The following is a 17354-nucleotide window of genomic DNA, read 5'->3' on the forward strand; positions in this document are numbered from 1 at the left end:
AGAATGTTGTGCCCTCCCGCCACACGATGCAAGACTCGCTCTTCGACGACCCTAACGAACCCGCACCCGCTTCGCCCGCGCCGAAGAAGCGCACCGGCTCGGCTGCTGCGGCCAAAGTCCGGTCCGCCCCGGCCGATGCTGCGCAGCAGGCGCTGGCAAGAACGCTGCCGCCGCAGCTGCGGCTCGGCACCTCCTCCTGGTTCTTCCCCGGCTGGGCCGGACTGGTCTGGGACGGCGAGTACGAGCAATCGGTGCTGTCGAAGCACGGGCTCGAGGCCTATGCGCAGCATCCGCTGCTGCGCACCGTCAGCGTGGACCGCAGCTTCTACCGTGCGCTGTCGGCCAGCCAGTTCGCCGCCTATGCGCAGCAGGTGCCCGAGGACTTCCGCTTCGTCGTCAAGGCGCCCGGTCTTGTCGCCGATGCGCTGGTACGCGGCGAGGACGGGCGCGGCATGCAGCCCAATCCGGCCTTCCTCGATCCGGCATTGGCGGCGCAGGATTTCGTGCAGCCGGCGCTCGACGGCCTGGGCGCGAAGCTCGGCGCGCTCGTGTTCCAGCTGAGCCCGCTGCCGGCACCGATGCTGACGCAGATGCCGGAATTGCTGCAGCGCCTGCGCCGCATGCTGCAGGCCCTGCCCGCGCTGCGCCCGGCCGCGCCGGAGGGTGTGATCGCGGTCGAGGTGCGCAATCCCGAGTTCCTGACGCCTGCTTTCGCCGACGTGCTGCGCGGGGCCGGCGCCACCTACTGTCTCGGCCTGCATCCTAAGATGCCGCCGATCGCCGAACAGCTGCCGGTGCTGCGCGCGCTGTGGCCGGGTCCGCTGGTGTGCCGCTGGAATCTCAACCGGCTGCACGGCGCCTACGGCTACGAGGAAGCCAAGCAGCTCTACGAGCCCTTCGACAAGCTGGTGGACCCGGACCCCGAGACGCGCGGGACGCTGGCCCGCGTGATTGCCGCCACCACCGGCGCGGGCCACGCGGCCTACGTGACGATCAACAACAAGGCCGAAGGCTCGGCGCCGTTGTCGGTGCTCGCACTGGCAGAGGTCCTAGGCCTTGGACGCCAGCCAGCCGACGATCAATGAGGCCAGGCTCGCCGCCGCCGCGGCCTCGTCGATGCGGCCGCGGACCATGTCGCGCGCGATCGCGTCGCCGGCGCCGATGATGCCGACGCAGCGCAGGCGCAGTTCGTCCTCGGGCAGCTTCGAATAGGGAGCGAGCGCGTCGCGGTAGAGGGCGACGTAGCTGTCGATCAGCTCGCGCTGGAAGGCCTCCATTTCCTCGTCGCCCTTGAGTGCGGCCGAGATCGCATGCCATTCGGGGCCTACCGAAGTGAAGCAGGTCATGTAGGCGGTGCTGACCACCCGCGCCACCTCTTCCAGCCGGCGCGGCGTTCGTTCGAGCGCCAGCAGCAGCGCCGCGACCTGGCGGTTGTCGATCTGCTCGTAGAGCGCGATCAGCAGGCCCGAGCGCGTCTTGAAATGTTCGTAGGCGATCGGCTTGCTCACGCCGGCGCGCTCGGCCAGGTAGCCGAGCGTGAGGGCGTCGGTGCCCTGCTCGCGCACGATGGCGAGCGCGGTCTCGAGCAGCTGTTCGCGGCGCTCGGCCTTGGAGAGCTTTCTGGGCGAAGGGTCGTTCATGGGGCGGCTTGACAGCGTCTTCGGTCTGGATTCTACTTTCAGTAACTTACCAGTAGTAAGTTACTCGTTGTAGATCGCATCTTACCAATCCCGGACAGGAGTTCCCACCATGCCAGCGTCTTCAATAAAACCCGTGCTCATCATCGGCGGCTCGGGCGTCGTCGGCGCCCAGGCCGCGAAGGCCTTGCGCCGCCTCCACCCTGAACTGCCTATCTCCATCGGCGGGCGCGACCTGGCCAAAGCCGAAGCGGTGGCGCGGGAGATCGGCCAGGCGGACGCGGTGGTGATCGACCTCTCGCGCGCCGACCTGGGCCAGCCCGCCGGCGGGCGCTACAGCGCCGTCGCGATGTTTTTGAAGGACGACACGATGCATTCGCTGGACTACGCGCAGGCGAACGGCCTTCCCTACCTGAGCGTCTCCAGCGCCAGCTTCGAGATCGGGCCGGAGGTGGCCTGGTTCATTCGCAAGCCGAAGAGCGCACCGGTCCTCATGGCCAGCAACTGGCTGGCCGGCGCGGCCACCTTTGCGACGCTGCATTTCGCGGCCGGGTTCGAGGCCGTCGAGACGATCGAGATCTCGCTCGTGCTCGACGAGAAGGACATGGGCGGTCCCGCGGCCTACGTCGATTACGAACGCATCACCCAGGCCGCGGCGAGCGCGCAGATCCTGAAGAACGGGCACTGGATATGGGCGACCGGCGACGACGCCGCGCGTCGCTTCGAGGATTCGGCAGGTGTCGAACAGCAGGGCCAGGCCTACGCGCCGCTGGATGTGCTGAGCCTGGGCGCCGCCACCGACGCTAGCGCGATCCGCGTGGACCTGGCCGTCGGCGAGAGCGCGTCGCGCCGGCGCGGCGAGCCCTTCTCGACCGAGATCATCGTCGAGATGAGCGGCCGGCTGAAGCGCAACGGCCAGCCGGGCCGCACGCGCCATGTGCTGGTGCATCCGGGCGGCCAGGCGCCGGTGACAGCCGTGGGCGTGGCGCTCGGCATCGAGCGCCTGCTCGGCCTGGCCGGCGGCGCCGCAGTGCCGCCCGGGCTGTACCTGCCCGACGTGCTGATCGAGCCGGGCTATGCGCTTCGGCGCCTGCAGGAGGCCGGCCTGCGGGTCGTCGAGGGAGGCCTGGCATGAAGCCGGTCCTGTTCATCGGCGGGTCCGGCCTGGTGGGCAGCCGGGCCGCGCGCACGCTGCGCCAACTGCAGCCCGGGTTGCCGATCGCGATCGGTGCGCGCGATCTCGCCAAGGCCGCCGCGCTCGCACGCGAGATCGGCGGCGCCGGCGCCGTGAAGATCGACCTCGGCCGCCGGGACCTGGGCCTGCCGGCCGATGCCGGCTACAGCGTCGTGGTCGTGCTGCTGAAGGACGCCGGCCTGCACTCGATGCGCTTTGCGCAGGCGCGCGCCCTGCCCTATGTGTCCTTCTCCGATTTCGTATTCGACATCGGACCGGAAGTGGCGCTCCATGTTCGCAAGCCGAACAGCGCGCCTGTCCTGCTGCTGGGCCAGTACCTGGGCGGCACGGCGGCGCTTGCCGCACTGCACTTCGCGCGCGAATTCCGCCGCGTCGATTCGATCGCGATCGGTGGCCTGCTCGATGCCGACGACCTCGGTGGGCCGGTCGCGCAGGCCGACATCGAACGCCTTGGCCATGGCACGCCGCGTCCCCTGCTGCGGCATCAAGGGCGCTGGCTGTGGGCGAACGAAGCCGAAACCAAGCGGCGCCTTGTCGATGCCGACGGCCGCGCGCACAAGGGGCAAGCCTATCCCCTGCTCGACGTGGTGAGTCTCGCCGCCGCGACCGGCGCACCGTCGATCCGGGTCGACCTCGCGGTCAGGGAGGGCCGGCGGCGCGCGGCGCCCTCGCACGAGGTGATCGTGGAGATCGCGGGCGAGCTGCACGGCGGCAGTCAGGGCGCAACGCGCCACGCGCTGATCGACGGCGACGTCTACTCGGGCCTCAGCGCGCGCGGCGTCGCCCTGGCCGTCGAGCGGCTGCTGGGCCTGGCCGGCGGCTCGGAGGTCGTGCCGGGCCTCTACCACCCCGAGGAGTTGCTGGATCCGGCCTATGTGGTCGAGCGGCTCCAGGGCTTCGGCACGGAGATCCGGCGCTTGCTCTAGGGCCTGTTAACGCTATAGCGGGGTCGCGAAGGCCTGCCAGGGCGGGCCAATCAAGGCGCGCGACGCCGTGCGTGCGTCGGCACGCACAAGGAGCGCAACGCCGTGTGGCCCGCCCTGGCAGGCCTTCCCTTCGGGTTGCCCAGCCAAGGGGCCGCCTGCGGCGTTGCCCGCGCTTGCAAGGCGCAAGCCTTGCTGCGCGCGGGCGCCTTGCGTCCAGCCCCTTGGCTGGGCAACGCGATCCCCGCAAATAGCGTTAACAGGCCCTAGGGCACCGGTCGCACCGGCCATCTGGTCGATTGACCATGTGAGACAAACGTCCTCAACTAAGGGCCGTGCAGAAGTCGAGTCATCTATCGGCCGCCGGCCCGCCGCGCCCGCGGCAGGAAATACGCTTCGCGCGTGGCCACGACCAGGTGAAGCTGGCCTACGCGTTGTCCGGCAGCGGCCCGCTGCTGATCAAGGCCGCGACCTGGCTGTCACACCTCGAATACGACTGGGAAAGCCCGGTGTGGCGCCACGTGCTGCACGGGCTCTCGGCCAACGCCAGCTTCGTGCGCTACGACGAGCGCGGCTGCGGCCTGTCGGACTGGGAGGTCGACGATCTGGGCTTCGACAGCTGGCTGCGCGATCTCGAAACCGTGGTCGATGCGCTGGGCTCCGAGCGCTTCAGCCTGCTCGGCATCTCGCAGGGCGCATCGATCGCCATCGCCTACGCGGCGAAGCATCCGGAGCGGGTCACGGACCTGGTGCTGCATGGCGGCTACGCGCGCGGGCGCCTGGTGCGCAGCAATACGCCCGAACAGCGCGAGGAAGCCGAGATGATGTGCAAGCTGGCCGAACTGGGCTGGGGCAAGGAGGACGCGTCGTTCCGCCAGTTCTTCACCAGCCAGTTCATTCCCGGCGGCTCGGCCGAGCAGCACCGCTGGTTCAACGAGCTGGAGCGCATCTCGACCTCGCCCGCCAATGCCGTGCGCTTCATGCGCGAGTTCAACCGCATCGACGTCACGCATCTTCTGGCCGAGGTGCGCTGCCCGACGCTGGTGCTGCACAGCATGCGCGATCTCCGCGTGCCCTTCGCCGAAGGGCGGCTGATCGCGAGCGGCATCCCCGGGGCCCGCTTCGTGCCTATCGACAGCGGCAATCACCTGCTGCTCGACGAGCCCGGCTGGGCGCAATGGCTTGCCGAGGTGCGCAGCTTCCTGCCCACCGCGGCGCCGGCGCACGACCCGGTGTTCGATGCGCTCACCGGTCGGGAGCGCCAATTGCTCGAACTGCTGGCCCAGGGCCGCGACAACGCGCAGATCGCAGCGACGCTGGGGCTGTCCGAAAAGACGGTGCGCAACCACCTGACCAGCGTGTTCGCCAAGCTGGAGGTCGACAACCGCGGCCGCGCGATCGTGCTGGCGCGCGATTCGGGCTTCGGCAAGCTGACCGCCTGACGCGCGAGGCCGGCGATGGCGCAAATCTTCAAGACGAGGCCGGCGCCGCTGCCTATTCTCGGAAGCATGACCAAGACGACCTTCAGCCTCACCGCCTGCTCTCTTCTGGCCGCACTCTCGCTGCACCAGAGCGTGCATGCCGTGGACGCGGCATCGCTGCCGGCTTCGATCCGCCTCGCGAACGCGAGAGCGCTGGTCGAGGCCAAGGACTGGAAAGGCGCCATCGCGGAATTGCAGGGCGTGAATGCCCCGAACGACCCCGACTGGAACAACCTAATGGGCTTCAGCCTGCGCAAGGCCAAGACGCCCGACTATGTTGCGGCCGAACGCTTCTACGACACCGCGCTGCGCATCGAGCCCAGCCACCGCGGAGCGCTCTCGTACTCCGGCGAGCTCTACCTGGTGCTGAACAACCTGCCCAAGGCGGAACAGCGGCTGACGACGCTGAAGCTGGTCTGCAACAACGCCTGCTTCGAACAGGAGCGGCTCAGCCTTGCCATCGAGCGCTACAAGGCGGCCGGCAACACGTACGTCCCGGAGCCCTGAGCGCTGCCGCGGCGAGCCCGCGCTCAGCCGCGCAGCGGCAGGCGCGCCAGCACCTCGTGGCGGCTCTGGCCGATCAGGCTGCGCACGAGGACGAACTCGCGCGCCGTCCAGGTGATGGGCTCGATCGGCCGCGTGGCGACGTGGCGATCGTCATAGAGCAGCGTCAGGTGCGGCGTGTAGTGCTCGCGGACGCCGTGGCCGAGGCCGATCTGTGCCATCGCGAGATCCAGGGCTTGCTGAAGTGCCCTCACGCCCACCAGGCCGTCTTCGCCCAACAGCACCAGCGGCATGTTGCGTGCATTGCGCGAGAAGCTGCCGACGCGGTCGAAGCCGAGCTTGAAGGTCGGCGTGGCAGTCGCTGCTTGCGCGACCCTGACCGACGCGTCTGCATGCTCCTGCGGAAAGTGCGGAAAGTCGCCCACGACATGCAGCGTCACATGAAAGCGCTTCGCGCCGAGCGGCTTGCCCTTCAGCCCGAAATCGCTCTGCAGGTCGCGCACGAGCTTCTCGATGCGCGCGATCGCGGCCGCGTCAGGAAGCAGCGCGAAGAACAGCCGGTCGGTCGACGGTGGCCGGGCTGCCACGCCGTCGAACAATGGCTGCACGGGCGTCACGGCTGGTCGCGGGCCTCGAGCGCGCGGTTGATGCCCAGCGCCGCCAGCGTGCACGCCGCACCCGACAGCAGATAGACGCTGACGTAGGCGAGCCCGAAGTGCGCCGACAGGCCCAGCGCCACCAGCGGCGCGAACGCGGCGCCGACGAGCCAGGCCAGGTCCGAGGTGAGCGCCGCTCCGGTGTAGCGGTACTTGGAGCTGAAATTGGAAGTCACGGTGCCCGCGGCCTGGCCGTAGGACAGGCCCAGCAGCACGAAGCCGACCAGGATGAAGATGTCCTGGCCCACGGTGCCGCCGTCGAGCAGGATCGGCGCGAAGCCGCTGAAGACCGCGATCAGGATCGCCAGCACGCCCAGCGTCTGGCGCCGGCCGAAGCGGTCGGCGATCCAGCCCGAGGCGACGATGCCGCCGGCCGCGAGGAATGCGCCGACGATCTGGATGCCGAGGAATTCGGTGATGGACTGCTCCGAATACAGCCGGATCCACGACAGCGGGAACACGGTGATCAGGTGGAACAGTGCATAGCTGGCCAGCGCGGCGAAGGCGCCGATCAGCAGGTTGGAGCCTTCGTTGCGAACGAGCTCGACCACGTCGGTGGGTTCCAGTTCCTGCTCGTCGAGCAGCCGCTCGTACTCGTGCGTGACCACCAGCCGAAGCCGCGCGAACAACGCCACGACGTTGATCGCGAACGCAACGAAGAAGGCGTAGCGCCATCCCCACGAAAGGAAGTCGGCCTCGGAAAGGCTCGCATAGAGGAACGCGAACAGACCGCTGGCGATGATGAAGCCCACCGGCGCGCCGAGCTGGCCCAGCATCGAATACCAGCCGCGGCGATTCGGGGGTGCGTTGAGCGCCAGCAGCGAGGGCAAGCCGTCCCAGGAGCCGCCCAACGCGAGCCCTTGGCCGATGCGGAAGATCGAGAGCAGCACGATGGCCGCGAAACCCGCGGTCTCATAACCGGGCAGGAACGCGATGCCGACGGTGGAGGTGCCCAGCAGGAACAGCGCCATGGTCAGCTTGGTGCCGCGCCCCCAGCGCCGCTGCACCGCCATCGAGATCACGGTGCCGATAGGCCGCGCGATAAAGGCGAAGGAAAAGATCACGAAGGCGTAGAGTGTTCCCTGCAGCAGGTCCTCGAACGGAAAAAACAGGGCCGGGAACACCAGCACCGACGCGATGCCATAGACGAAGAAGTCGAAATATTCGGATGCGCGCCCGATGACCACGCCGACCGCGATTTCGCCCGGCGCGACCTTCGAATGGTCGGCAGTGATGAGGCGGGCATCCCTCTCGAGGGTTTCGGACGAGGGTTCGGAAGGGGCGTGGCTGATGCTGGACATCGTGCGTGCTTCGGGTTCAGGGGGCTTGCAAGGTCGCTCAGGGTCGCATCAGATGCGGTTTTACGCCATAGGACAAAACGTCCAATCGCCAAACAGGGTCGATGGACGTACATTTTGCGCTCATCCGCAATCCGCGTTTTCCCGCGGCCTACGTTTTTTCCTCGCTCCAGGCATGCCACTCCTCAAGACCCTTCGCGGACCGGCCCTCCTCGTGCTCGCTGCCCTGCTGGCGGGCTGCAACATGGTGGTGCTCAACCCGTCCGGCGACGTGGCCGCCCAGCAGGGCCGGCTGATTGTGGTGTCCACGATGCTGATGCTGCTGATCATCGTGCCGGTCATCGCCTTGACCTTCTTCTTCGCCTGGAAGTATCGGGAGTCCAACACCGAGGCGACCTACAAGCCGGACTGGGACCATTCGACGCAGCTCGAACTGGTGATCTGGGCCGCGCCGCTCCTGATCATCATCGCGCTCGGCGCGCTGACCTGGATCAGCACGCACACGCTCGATCCCTACCGGCCGCTCGACCGCATCGATTCACGGCGCCCGGTGCCCGCCAACGCGAAGCCGCTGGTGGTGGAGGTGGTGGCGCTGGACTGGAAATGGCTGTTCCTGTATCCGGAGCAAGGCATCGCCACGGTCAACGAGGTCGCGGCGCCGGTGGACATGCCGATCCAGTTCCGGATCACGGCCTCCTCGGTCATGAACTCCTTCTACATCCCCGCGCTCGCCGGCCAGATCTATGCCATGCCCGGCATGGAAACCAAGCTGCACGCGGTGATGAACAAGGCCGGCACCTACGAAGGCATCTCCGCTAACTACAGCGGCGCCGGCTTCTCGGGCATGCGCTTCAAGTTCCACGGCATGAGCCAGGCCGACTTCGATCGCTGGGTGCAGAAGAACAAGGCCGAAGGCCAGACACTCACCCGTGAGGGCTACATGCAGCTCGAACGCCCGAGCGAGCGCGAGCCGGTGCGCCGCTATGCCAGCGTGGCGCCGGGCCTGTACGACGCCATCGTCAACCGCTGCGTGGAGCCCGGCAAGATGTGCATGAAGCACATGATGGCGATCGACGCCAACGGCGGCGCGGGCCGCGGCGGCCTCTCGCCGCTGGCGATGACGACCGTGCCGCGCGGCGATCTGGGCTTGCCCGTGCGCACCCTCGCCGCCGAAATCTGCACCGTCGACAACCCAACCGGTGCGCCGCTCGCCGCCCGGACGATCCAGTAAGCCCTTCATCACGATGCTCGACCATCCCGATCTGACCAAGCTCGTCTTCGGACGCCTCACCTGGGAGGCGATCCCCTACCACGACCCGATCCTGCTGGCGACCTTCGTCGCCGTCGTGCTGGGCGGGCTCGCCCTGCTGGGCGCGCTGACCTACTACCGCGTGTGGGGCACGCTGTGGCGCGACTGGATCACCAGCATCGACCACAAGAAGATCGGCATCATGTACATCGTGCTCGGCCTGGTGATGCTGCTGCGCGGCTTCGCCGACGCGATCATGATGCGGCTGCAGCAGGCGATTGCCTTCGGCGACGCGACGGGCTACCTGCCACCGCACCACTACGACCAGATCTTCACCGCCCACGGCGTGATCATGATCTTCTTCGTCGCCATGCCGCTGATCACCGGGCTCATGAACTACGTGGTGCCGCTGCAGATCGGCGCGCGCGACGTGGCCTTTCCCTTCCTCAACAACTTCAGCTTCTGGATGACCGCGAGCGGCGCGGTGCTGGTGATGATGTCGCTGTTCGTCGGCGAGTTCGCCAAGACCGGCTGGCTCGCCTATCCGCCGCTGTCCGGCATCGCCTACAGCCCGGACGTCGGGGTCGACTACTACATATGGTCGCTGCAGGTCGCGGGGGTCGGCACCTTGCTGTCGGGCGTGAACCTGATCGCGACCATCGTGAAGATGCGCGCGCCCGGCATGACCCTGATGAAGATGCCGGTCTTCACCTGGACCTCGCTGTGCACCAACGTGCTGATCGTGGCCGCCTTCCCGGTGCTCACCGCGGTGCTGGCGCTCTTGTCGATGGACCGCTACGTCGGCACGAACTTCTTCACGAACGAGCTCGGCGGCAATCCGATGATGTACGTCAACCTCATCTGGATCTGGGGCCATCCGGAGGTGTACATCCTGATCCTGCCGGTGTTCGGCGCCTTCTCCGAGATCGTGTCCACCTTCAGCGGCAAGCGCCTGTTCGGCTATGCGTCGATGGTCTACGCGACGGTGGTGATCACCATCCTTTCCTATCTGGTGTGGCTGCATCACTTCTTCACCATGGGGTCGGGCGCCAGCGTCAACTCCTTCTTCGGCATCACCACGATGATCATCTCGATCCCGACCGGGGCGAAGATCTTCAACTGGCTCTTCACGATGTACCGTGGGCGCATCCGCTTCGAGGTGCCGATGCTGTGGACGATCGGCTTCATGGTCACTTTCGTGATCGGCGGCATGACCGGCGTGCTGCTCGCGGTCCCGCCGGCCGACTTCGTGCTGCACAACAGCCTGTTCCTGATCGCGCACTTCCACAACGTGATCATCGGCGGCGTGGTGTTCGGCGCCTTCGCCGCGATCACCTACTGGTTTCCGAAGGCCACCGGCATCAAGCTCGATCCGTTCTGGGGCAAGTGCTCCTTCTGGTTCTGGCTAACCGGCTTCTACTTCGCCTTCATGCCGCTGTACGTGCTCGGGCTGATGGGCGTCACGCGCCGCGTGAGCCACTTCGAGGACGCATCGCTGCAGATCTGGTTCCAGATCGCCGCCTTCGGCGCCTTCCTGATCGCGCTCGGCATCCTCTCCTTCCTCATCCAGCTGGTCGTGACCTTCCGCAAGCGCGAATCGCTACGCGACACGACGGGCGATCCGTGGAACGGCCGCACGCTGGAGTGGTCAACCTCCTCGCCGCCGCCGGCCTACAACTTCGCCTTCACGCCGCGCATCCACGACAACGACGCCTGGTGGGACATGAAGCAGCGCGGCTACGTGCGCCCGCTCGAAGGCTACAAGGCGATCCACATGCCGAAGAACACCGCCGCCGGCTTCGTGCTGGCCATGCTCAGCGCCGTCATGGGCTTCGCGCTGATCTGGCACATGTGGCTGCTGGCCGGCGCGTCCTTCGCCGCGCTGATCCTCGCGACCATCATCCACACCTTCAACTACAAGCGCGACTATCACATACCGGCGGACGAGGTCGTCCGCACCGAGGTCGCGCGCACCCGACTCCTGGCCGGCCATGTCTGAGCTCACCATTCCCTCCCACGGCGTCCCGAGCGCCGACCAGAGCCTGCGCTTCTACGAGACGGAGGAGCATCACCCCGAGAACGGCACGCTGCTCGGCTTCTGGCTCTACCTGATGAGCGACTGCCTGGTCTTCGCCTGCCTGTTCGCGATGTACGGCGTGCTGGGCCGCAGCTATGCGGCCGGCCCCTCGGGCGCCGACCTGTTCGACCTGCCGCTGGTCGCGGTCAACACCGCGTTGCTGCTGCTGTCGTCGATCACCTACGGCTTCGCGATGCTCGAGATGCTGAAGAAGCGCACCGGCCCCACGCTCGCCTGGCTGGCCGTCACCGGCCTGCTGGGCGCGGGCTTCATCGGCATCGAGCTCTACGAGTTCGCGCACCTGATCCACCAAGGCGCCGGCCCGCAGCGCAGCGCCTTCCTGTCGTCCTTCTTTACGCTGGTGGGCACGCACGGGCTGCACGTGACCTTCGGCATCGTCTGGCTCGTCACCCTGATGATCCAGGTCGGCAAGCACGGCCTCATTCCGGAGAACCGACGCAGGCTGATGTGCCTGTCGATGTTCTGGCACTTCCTGGACGTCGTGTGGATCGGCGTCTTCACCTTCGTCTATCTAATGGGAGTCCTGCCATGAGCCCCGCCCGGCCGCCCGAAGGGGCTTGCACCGTAGTGCGCAGCACGGAGGTTTCCGAATGAGCGCTGCGCACGACGATCACGACCACGACGCGGACGGCGTCGGCGACCTGCACATCAGCGCCAAGGGCTACCTGACCGGCTTCATCCTGTCGGTGATCCTGACCGCCATCCCCTTCTGGCTGGTGATGGGCAATGTGTTCCAGAGGCCCGGCCTCACGGCTTTCGTGATCCTCGGCTTCGCGGCCGTGCAGATCGTGGTCCACATGATCTACTTCCTGCACCTGAACGCCAGGTCGCAGGGCGGCTGGAACATGCTGGCGCTGATCTTCACCGTCGTGCTGGTCGTGATCACGCTGAGCGGATCGCTGTGGGTGATGTTCCACCTCAACCACAACATGATGCCGGCCTCGATGCACGAGATGCGCAACGCGCCTTGAGCGCAACGCGTTCCAGGCCGGCGCTGGCGGTGCTCGCCGCGGCCGGCGCCCTGCTCTTCATCCTGTTCCTGGCGCTGGGCACGTGGCAGCTCGAGCGGCGCAGCTGGAAGCTCGAGTTGATCGACCGCGTCGAAGGGCGCGTGCATGCGCCGCCGGCGGACGCGCCCGCACCCGCGCAATGGCCGCAGGTGAACGCGGCCGACGACGAATACCGTCACGTGCGGCTGACCGGCACCTTTCTCCACGAGCGCGAAACCCTGGTCCAGGCCTCGACCGTGCTGGGCCCCGGCCATTGGGTGTTGACGCCGCTGCAGACCGCGCAGGGCTCGGTGGTGCTGGTGAATCGCGGCTTCGTGCCGCCGGAGCGGCGCGAGCGCGCGACGCGCGCTGCCAATGCGCCGACCGGCGAGGTCGAGATCACCGGCCTCTTGCGCATGACCGAGCCTGGCGGCGGCTTCCTGCGGCGCAACGATCCCGCAGGCGAGCGCTGGTTCTCGCGCGATGTCCAGGCCATCGCCGCGGCGCGCGGCCTGGCGCCGGTGGCACCCTTCTTCGTTGATGAGGATGCACCGCGGTCGCGGCCGCAAGATGCCAGGGCCGAACCGCGCTGGCCGGCCGCCGGCTTGACGGTGATCGCCTTCCCCAACAACCATCTGGTCTACGCCCTCACCTGGTATGCGCTGGCCCTCATGGTCGCGGGTGCGGCCTGCCTGGTGGCGCGCACCGAGCGCATCGCAACGAGAGCAAAACGGGATGCAGCAGAACACTGAAGCCGGCGACTCGGCAGGCCTGAAGAACATGCAGCAGCTGATCCAGCTGCGCTGGATGGCCGTCGGCGGCCAGATCCTGACCATCGCCATCGTCCACTTCGGCTTCGGCATCCGCCTGCCGCTGGACCACATGGGCGCGGCGCTGGCTTTCCTCGTGGCGTTCAACCTCTTCAGCCTGCTGCGCTGGCGCCAGCGGCAGGAGGTCGCGGACGGCGAGCTCTTCATCGCGCTCCTGGTCGACGTCGGGACGCTGACCGTGCAGCTCTATCTCAGCGGCGGCGCCGCCAATCCCTTCATCTTCCTGTACCTGCTGCAGGTCAGCCTCGGCGCCGTGCTGCTGCGCCCCGGCTACACCCGCACGATGGTCGCCGTCACCGCCGCCTGCTTCATGGGCCTGACCTTCATCCATCGCCCGCTGGCGATTCCCATGGACAACGCGCGTGGGCTCGCCAGCCCGTACATCCAGGGGCTTTTGATCTGCTTCGCGCTCAACGCGGCGCTGCTGGCGGTCTTCATCACGCGCATCAGCCGCAACCTGCGGGCGCGCGACGCGCACCTGGCCGATCTGCGCCAGCGCGCCGCGGAGGAGGAGCACATCGTGCGCATGGGCCTCTTGGCCTCGGGTGCGGCCCACGAGCTCGGCACGCCGCTGGCGACGCTGTCGGTGATCCTGGGCGATTGGCAGCGCATGCAGCCCTTTGCCGCCGAGCCCGAGCTGCGGCAGGAGATCGAGGAGATGCAGGCCCAGGTGGCGCGCTGCAAGACCATCGTGAGCGGCATCCTGCTGTCGGCCGGCGAGGCGCGCGGCGAGTCGCCTGTGCAGACCACCGTCCGTGCCTTTCTCGACGAGCTGGTGGCCGAGTGGCGCGCCACGCGCTCGCCCGACGCGCTGGCCTACGCCAACGCCTTCGGCGACGACCTGCCCATCGTCTCGGATTCGGCGCTCAAGCAAACCATCTACAACGTGCTCGACAACGCGTTCGAGGCCTCGCCGGGCTGGGTCGGCCTCGATGCGGCGCGCGATGGCGACGAGCTGGTCCTGACCGTGTCCGATGCCGGCCCGGGCTTCGCACCCGGGATGCTGGCGCAGCTGGGCAAGCCTTATCAGTCGAGCAAGGGGCGCCCCGGCGGCGGCCTAGGCCTGTTCCTGGTCGTCAACGTGGCGCGCACCCTGGGCGGCAGCGTGGCGGCGCACAATCGGCCGGAAGGTGGTGCCGCCGTGACACTGCGCCTGCCGCTGGCGGCGATCCGATTCGAGGAGATCGCAGACGATGGAAACTGACGAACGACTGCTGCTGATCGTCGAGGACGATGCAGCCTTTGCGCGCACCCTCTGCCGCTCTTTCGAGCGCCGCGGCTATACGGTGCTGCAGGCCACGACCGCCGAGAAGGTGACCGAGATCCTGAAGACCCACTCGCCGGGCTATGCGGTCGTCGACCTCAAGCTCGCCGCCGGCGCCTCCGGCCTGGCCTGCGTTCAGATGCTGCACGCGCACGATGCGCAGATGCTGATCGTCGTGCTTACCGGCTACGCCAGCATCGCGACCGCCGTGGAAGCCATCAAGCTCGGTGCCTGCCACTACCTGGCCAAGCCCTCCAACACCGACGACATCGAAGCCGCCTTCGGCCGCGCCGAGGGCGACGCCGAGGTCGAGCTGACAGAGCGCTCGACCTCGATCAAGACGCTCGAATGGGAACGCATCCACGAAACGCTGGCCGAGACCGGCTTCAACATCTCCGAAACGGCCCGGCGCCTCGGCATGCATCGGCGCACGCTGGCACGGAAGCTCGTGAAGCAGCGGGTGAAGTAATACCAAGGCGCGACTTTTCGCTCACCCGTCGCCAACTTTCTATGTTTGCGCCACCGGACTATGCAAGCTGGCCAGCACAATGCAGCCTTTGCAATCACCGCCTGCGAGGTCCGTTCCAGTGACAGCCGAAACAACAGCCGATGCCGCCACCCGCGGCTTCGACGACTTTGGGTTCACGATGGCCTTCCAGCCGATCGTCGACCTCGCTCGGCGGGAAATCTTTGCGCATGAGGCGCTGGTGCGCGGCATGAAGGGAGAAGGCGCTTCCGAAGTGCTTGCGCGGGTGGACCCGCAGCAGCGCTTCGCCTTCCACGAAGCCTCCCGCGTGCGGGCCATCGAGATGGCCTCGGCGCTGGGCATGGAATCCAAGCTCAGCCTCAACGTCATGCCCAACGACGTGGCCGGGCAGGAAGAGTGCTTCCGCACCGCCATGGCCGCGGCCAAGCGCTTCGGCTTTCCGATCAACCGCCTGATGTTCGAGATCACGGAAGGCGAGCGCGTCGAGGACCTGCCCGGTCTCGCGGCGGCCTTTCGCACCTTCAAGCGATACGGTTTCACCTCGGCCATCGACGACTTCGGCGCTGCCTATGCAGGCTTCGAGCTGCTCGCCGCCTTCCAGCCCGATGTGGTGAAGATCGACATGAGCCTGGTGCGCGACATCCACATCGACCCGGTCCGGGTCACCATCGTGAAGGGCTTCGTCGGCACCTGCGACGAGCTTGGAATCAGGGTGATCGCGGAAGGCGTCGAGGCTTCGGAAGAAGTCCGCGTGCTGCGCGCGCTGGGCGTGGATCTGTTCCAGGGTTACCTGTTTGCCAGGCCCACTGTCGCGGCGTTGCCGGTCGTGGCGTGGGATGCTGCCTGAGCCCTCACACGTTGCTGGTCGCGCGCACTTCCTCTATCGTCGTCTGCCCTGACAGAACCTTGGCGATGCCGTCCTGACGCAGGGTGCGCATTCCTTCGCGCAGCGCCGCTTCCTGCAGTTCTTCGGCGCGTGCGCCGCTTTGCACCAGGCGGCGCAGCGTCTTCGACATCGCCATCAGTTCATGGATGCCGACGCGTCCCTTGAATCCGGTGTCGCCGCAGTGCTTGCACCCAGCACTCGCGAAGCTCATGAGCCGGCCGTCGCGGGCATGGCGGCGCTGCCAGGAGGCGAGCACGGCCTCCCGCTCGGCCGGCAAATCCTTCTTCGCGAACGCATGCAGGTAGTCGGCCAGCAGTTCTTCGATCTCTTCCGGGCTCGCGGGACGGCTGCTGATGCAGTGGGTACAGAGGCGGCGCACCAGCCGCTGCGCGAGCACCGCCAGCAGCGAGTCGGCGAAGTTGAAGGGATCCATCCCCATGTCGAGCAGCCGCGTCACGGTTTCGGGGGCGCTGTTGGTGTGCAGGGTCGAGAGCACGAGGTGGCCGGTCAGCGATGCCTCGATCGCCGTCTTGGCGGTCTCCTCGTCCCGGATCTCGCCAACCATGATCACGTCCGGATCCGCGCGCACGAAGGCTCGCAGGGCCTTGGCGAAGGTCCAGTCGATGCGGGGATTGACCTGCACCTGCCGGAGGCCCGGCTGCGTGATCTCGATGGGGTCTTCGGCGGTCCAGATCTTTCGTTCCGGCGTGTTGATGCGCATGAGCGCCGAGTGCAGGGTCGTGGTCTTCCCCGAACCCGTGGGCCCAACGCAGAGCACCATGCCGTAGGGGCGCTCGACCGCGGCGGTGAAGCGCGCAAGATTGCGCTCGGAGAGGCCGAGCTGGTCCAGCGCGATGGGCTTGGCTGAAGCAAGGATGCGCATCACCACGTCTTCCAGCCCGTTGCTGGTCGGCACGGTGGCCACGCGCAGCTCGATGCGATGCTGCGGCGAGAACTTGGCGAAATTGATCTTGCCGTCCTGCGGCTTGCGCTTCTCGCTGATGTCGAGGTCGCACATGATCTTCACGCGCCCGACGATCGCATTGCGGTAGCTGGGCGGGAGTTCGAGGTACGTGTAGAGCCTTCCGTCGCGGCGAAAGCGGATGCGGGTTTTCTCCTGTCCGGGATAGCTCTCGATATGGATGTCCGACACGCCCTCGCGATGCGCTTCGAGAATCATGCTGTTGATCATGCGCACCAGCGAGTTGTCCGATTGCTCGATCGGCGCCTCTTCGTCGGCGGCGGGCGCACGGCCTTCCTTCTCGAGAGTCTCCAGCAGTTCGCTGGTGCCGGCCATGTCGAACTCGATGGGCCGGCTCGGATCGGAAGAAACCGGGCCGCCCTCGGCCGGCGCGCCGATCTTTTCGTAGGCCTTGTGCAGAACGCTGTCCAGGTCCAGGCACTGCCCCACCACCGGGACCACCTTCATCTGGGCGATGAATTCCACTTCGTCGAGAGCCGTACGCCGGCCGGCCGGATCATCGAGCGCGACGATGAGGCGCCCTTCGTGAATCATCAGAGGCATCACCTGCAAGCGCCGTGCGGCGCCATGGCTGATCTTGCGCAGGGCTTCGGCAGCGGCCGGGAACTGATGCAGGTTGACGAGGGGGTAGCCCATCTTTCGCACCAGCGCGGTCTGCAGCTGGGAGCGGCTGACCACGCCCATGCGCACCAGGGTCTCGCCCAGCGGCACGCTGCGATCGAGTTTCTGCTGCGCCAATGCGGCGCTCAGCTGTTCGTCCGTGACCATGCCCAGGGACACCAGCGCCTGGCCTATCCGCACGATCGGCATGCGGCTTTGTGCTGCGATCTCTCTCAGCAACTGCTCAGGCGTAACGACTTCGGCAGACGGCATGG

17 protein-coding genes are annotated in these 17354 nt (G+C 67.3%); 13 read left to right on the forward strand and 4 right to left on the reverse strand.

What is annotated here, in order from left to right:
- Nucleotides 1-26: 26 nt before the first annotated feature.
- The gene (locus EJI01_RS01515; RefSeq protein WP_126835345.1) at nt 27-1085 is read left to right on the forward strand and encodes a DUF72 domain-containing protein; all 1059 of its coding nucleotides are present in this window, start codon (nt 27-29) and stop codon (nt 1083-1085) included.
- Here the strand turns inward: EJI01_RS01515 and EJI01_RS01520 are convergent.
- A complete protein-coding gene (locus EJI01_RS01520) occupies nt 1050-1640 on the reverse strand; it encodes a TetR/AcrR family transcriptional regulator (RefSeq protein ID WP_126835346.1) in 591 nt (196 codons plus the stop codon). The genes EJI01_RS01515 and EJI01_RS01520 overlap by 36 nt on opposite strands.
- A gap of 109 nt (nt 1641-1749) precedes the next feature.
- Here EJI01_RS01520 and EJI01_RS01525 point away from each other — a divergent pair, with 109 nt between their 5' ends.
- The 4 genes from EJI01_RS01525 (at nt 1750) to EJI01_RS01540 (ending at nt 5743) form a co-directional block, all read left to right on the forward strand.
- The gene (locus EJI01_RS01525) at nt 1750-2772 is read left to right on the forward strand and encodes an NAD(P)-dependent oxidoreductase (RefSeq protein ID WP_126835347.1); all 1023 of its coding nucleotides are present in this window, start codon (nt 1750-1752) and stop codon (nt 2770-2772) included.
- Nucleotides 2769-3758 carry an NAD(P)-dependent oxidoreductase gene (locus EJI01_RS01530; RefSeq protein WP_126835348.1) on the forward strand — a complete coding sequence of 330 codons (990 nt, stop codon included), beginning with the start codon at nt 2769-2771 and terminating at the stop codon, nt 3756-3758. The genes EJI01_RS01525 and EJI01_RS01530 overlap by 4 nt, the downstream gene beginning before the upstream one ends.
- Nucleotides 3759-4090: 332 nt before the next feature.
- Nucleotides 4091-5197 carry an alpha/beta fold hydrolase gene (locus EJI01_RS01535; RefSeq protein WP_126835349.1) on the forward strand — a complete coding sequence of 369 codons (1107 nt, stop codon included), beginning with the start codon at nt 4091-4093 and terminating at the stop codon, nt 5195-5197.
- 66 nt (nt 5198-5263) lie between these two features.
- Entirely contained in the window at nt 5264-5743 is a 480-nt protein-coding gene (locus EJI01_RS01540; RefSeq protein ID WP_126835350.1) for a tetratricopeptide repeat protein, read from the forward strand.
- A 23-nt stretch (nt 5744-5766) separates the two neighbouring features.
- Here the strand turns inward: EJI01_RS01540 and EJI01_RS01545 are convergent, their stop codons facing one another.
- Both EJI01_RS01545 and EJI01_RS01550 read right to left on the reverse strand, forming a co-directional pair.
- On the reverse strand, nt 5767-6357 hold the full coding sequence (locus EJI01_RS01545) for a 2'-5' RNA ligase family protein (protein ID WP_126835351.1): 591 nt from the start codon (nt 6355-6357) through the stop codon (nt 5767-5769).
- The gene (locus EJI01_RS01550; RefSeq protein WP_126835352.1) at nt 6354-7697 is read right to left on the reverse strand and encodes an MFS transporter; all 1344 of its coding nucleotides are present in this window, start codon (nt 7695-7697) and stop codon (nt 6354-6356) included. The genes EJI01_RS01545 and EJI01_RS01550 overlap by 4 nt, the downstream gene beginning before the upstream one ends.
- A gap of 172 nt (nt 7698-7869) precedes the next feature.
- On the opposite strand from EJI01_RS01550, the gene cyoA reads away from it, so the two are divergent.
- From cyoA to EJI01_RS01590, 8 genes are all read left to right on the forward strand, one after another.
- On the forward strand, nt 7870-8925 hold the full coding sequence (cyoA, locus tag EJI01_RS01555) for a ubiquinol oxidase subunit II (RefSeq protein WP_126835353.1): 1056 nt from the start codon (nt 7870-7872) through the stop codon (nt 8923-8925).
- Nucleotides 8926-8938: 13 nt separating this feature from the next.
- Nucleotides 8939-10942, forward strand: coding sequence for a cytochrome o ubiquinol oxidase subunit I (gene cyoB / locus EJI01_RS01560; protein ID WP_185878781.1), 2004 nt, complete (start codon nt 8939-8941; stop codon nt 10940-10942).
- Nucleotides 10935-11573, forward strand: a complete 639-nt coding sequence (gene cyoC, locus EJI01_RS01565; protein WP_126835354.1) for a cytochrome o ubiquinol oxidase subunit III — start codon at nt 10935-10937, stop codon at nt 11571-11573. Before cyoB ends, cyoC begins: the two co-directional genes overlap by 8 nt.
- Nucleotides 11574-11631: 58 nt before the next feature.
- The gene (gene cyoD, locus EJI01_RS01570; protein WP_126835355.1) at nt 11632-12012 is read left to right on the forward strand and encodes a cytochrome o ubiquinol oxidase subunit IV; all 381 of its coding nucleotides are present in this window, start codon (nt 11632-11634) and stop codon (nt 12010-12012) included.
- Entirely contained in the window at nt 12009-12782 is a 774-nt protein-coding gene (locus EJI01_RS01575) for an SURF1 family protein (protein WP_126835356.1), read from the forward strand. Before cyoD ends, EJI01_RS01575 begins: the two co-directional genes overlap by 4 nt.
- Complete coding sequence (locus tag EJI01_RS01580) at nt 12766-14064, forward strand: ATP-binding protein (RefSeq protein ID WP_126835357.1); 1299 nt, start codon at nt 12766-12768, stop codon at nt 14062-14064. The genes EJI01_RS01575 and EJI01_RS01580 overlap by 17 nt, the downstream gene beginning before the upstream one ends.
- Nucleotides 14054-14593, forward strand: a complete 540-nt coding sequence (locus tag EJI01_RS01585) for a response regulator transcription factor (RefSeq protein ID WP_126835358.1) — start codon at nt 14054-14056, stop codon at nt 14591-14593. Before EJI01_RS01580 ends, EJI01_RS01585 begins: the two co-directional genes overlap by 11 nt.
- 118 nt (nt 14594-14711) lie before the next feature.
- Nucleotides 14712-15458 carry an EAL domain-containing protein gene (locus tag EJI01_RS01590; RefSeq protein ID WP_126835359.1) on the forward strand — a complete coding sequence of 249 codons (747 nt, stop codon included), beginning with the start codon at nt 14712-14714 and terminating at the stop codon, nt 15456-15458.
- 4 nt (nt 15459-15462) lie between these two features.
- Here EJI01_RS01590 and EJI01_RS01595 read toward each other — a convergent pair whose 3' ends face one another.
- Entirely contained in the window at nt 15463-17352 is a 1890-nt protein-coding gene (locus EJI01_RS01595; RefSeq protein WP_126835360.1) for a GspE/PulE family protein, read from the reverse strand.
- Nucleotides 17353-17354: the final 2 nt, after the last annotated feature.

Origin of the sequence: Variovorax sp. MHTC-1, from assembly GCF_003984645.1 — a bacterium.
Classification (GTDB): domain Bacteria; phylum Pseudomonadota; class Gammaproteobacteria; order Burkholderiales; family Burkholderiaceae_C; genus Variovorax.

Excerpts from the sequence above, each read along its gene's own strand:
- EJI01_RS01580 (WP_126835357.1), top strand. The coding sequence starts at position 12,766 with ATGCAGCAGAACACTGAAGCCGGCGACTCGGCAGGCCTGAAGAACATG.
- EJI01_RS01585 (WP_126835358.1), top strand. The coding sequence starts at position 14,054 with ATGGAAACTGACGAACGACTGCTGCTGATCGTCGAGGACGATGCAGCC.
- cyoA (WP_126835353.1), top strand. The coding sequence starts at position 7,870 with ATGCCACTCCTCAAGACCCTTCGCGGACCGGCCCTCCTCGTGCTCGCT.
- cyoB (WP_185878781.1), top strand. The coding sequence starts at position 8,939 with ATGCTCGACCATCCCGATCTGACCAAGCTCGTCTTCGGACGCCTCACC.
- EJI01_RS01530 (WP_126835348.1), top strand. The coding sequence starts at position 2,769 with ATGAAGCCGGTCCTGTTCATCGGCGGGTCCGGCCTGGTGGGCAGCCGG.
- cyoC (WP_126835354.1), top strand. The coding sequence starts at position 10,935 with ATGTCTGAGCTCACCATTCCCTCCCACGGCGTCCCGAGCGCCGACCAG.
- EJI01_RS01515 (WP_126835345.1), top strand. The coding sequence starts at position 27 with ATGCAAGACTCGCTCTTCGACGACCCTAACGAACCCGCACCCGCTTCG.
- EJI01_RS01540 (WP_126835350.1), top strand. The coding sequence starts at position 5,264 with ATGACCAAGACGACCTTCAGCCTCACCGCCTGCTCTCTTCTGGCCGCA.
- EJI01_RS01550 (WP_126835352.1), bottom strand. The coding sequence starts at position 7,697 with ATGTCCAGCATCAGCCACGCCCCTTCCGAACCCTCGTCCGAAACCCTC.
- EJI01_RS01595 (WP_126835360.1), bottom strand. The coding sequence starts at position 17,352 with ATGCCGTCTGCCGAAGTCGTTACGCCTGAGCAGTTGCTGAGAGAGATC.
- EJI01_RS01520 (WP_126835346.1), bottom strand. The coding sequence starts at position 1,640 with ATGAACGACCCTTCGCCCAGAAAGCTCTCCAAGGCCGAGCGCCGCGAA.
- EJI01_RS01525 (WP_126835347.1), top strand. The coding sequence starts at position 1,750 with ATGCCAGCGTCTTCAATAAAACCCGTGCTCATCATCGGCGGCTCGGGC.
- cyoD (WP_126835355.1), top strand. The coding sequence starts at position 11,632 with ATGAGCGCTGCGCACGACGATCACGACCACGACGCGGACGGCGTCGGC.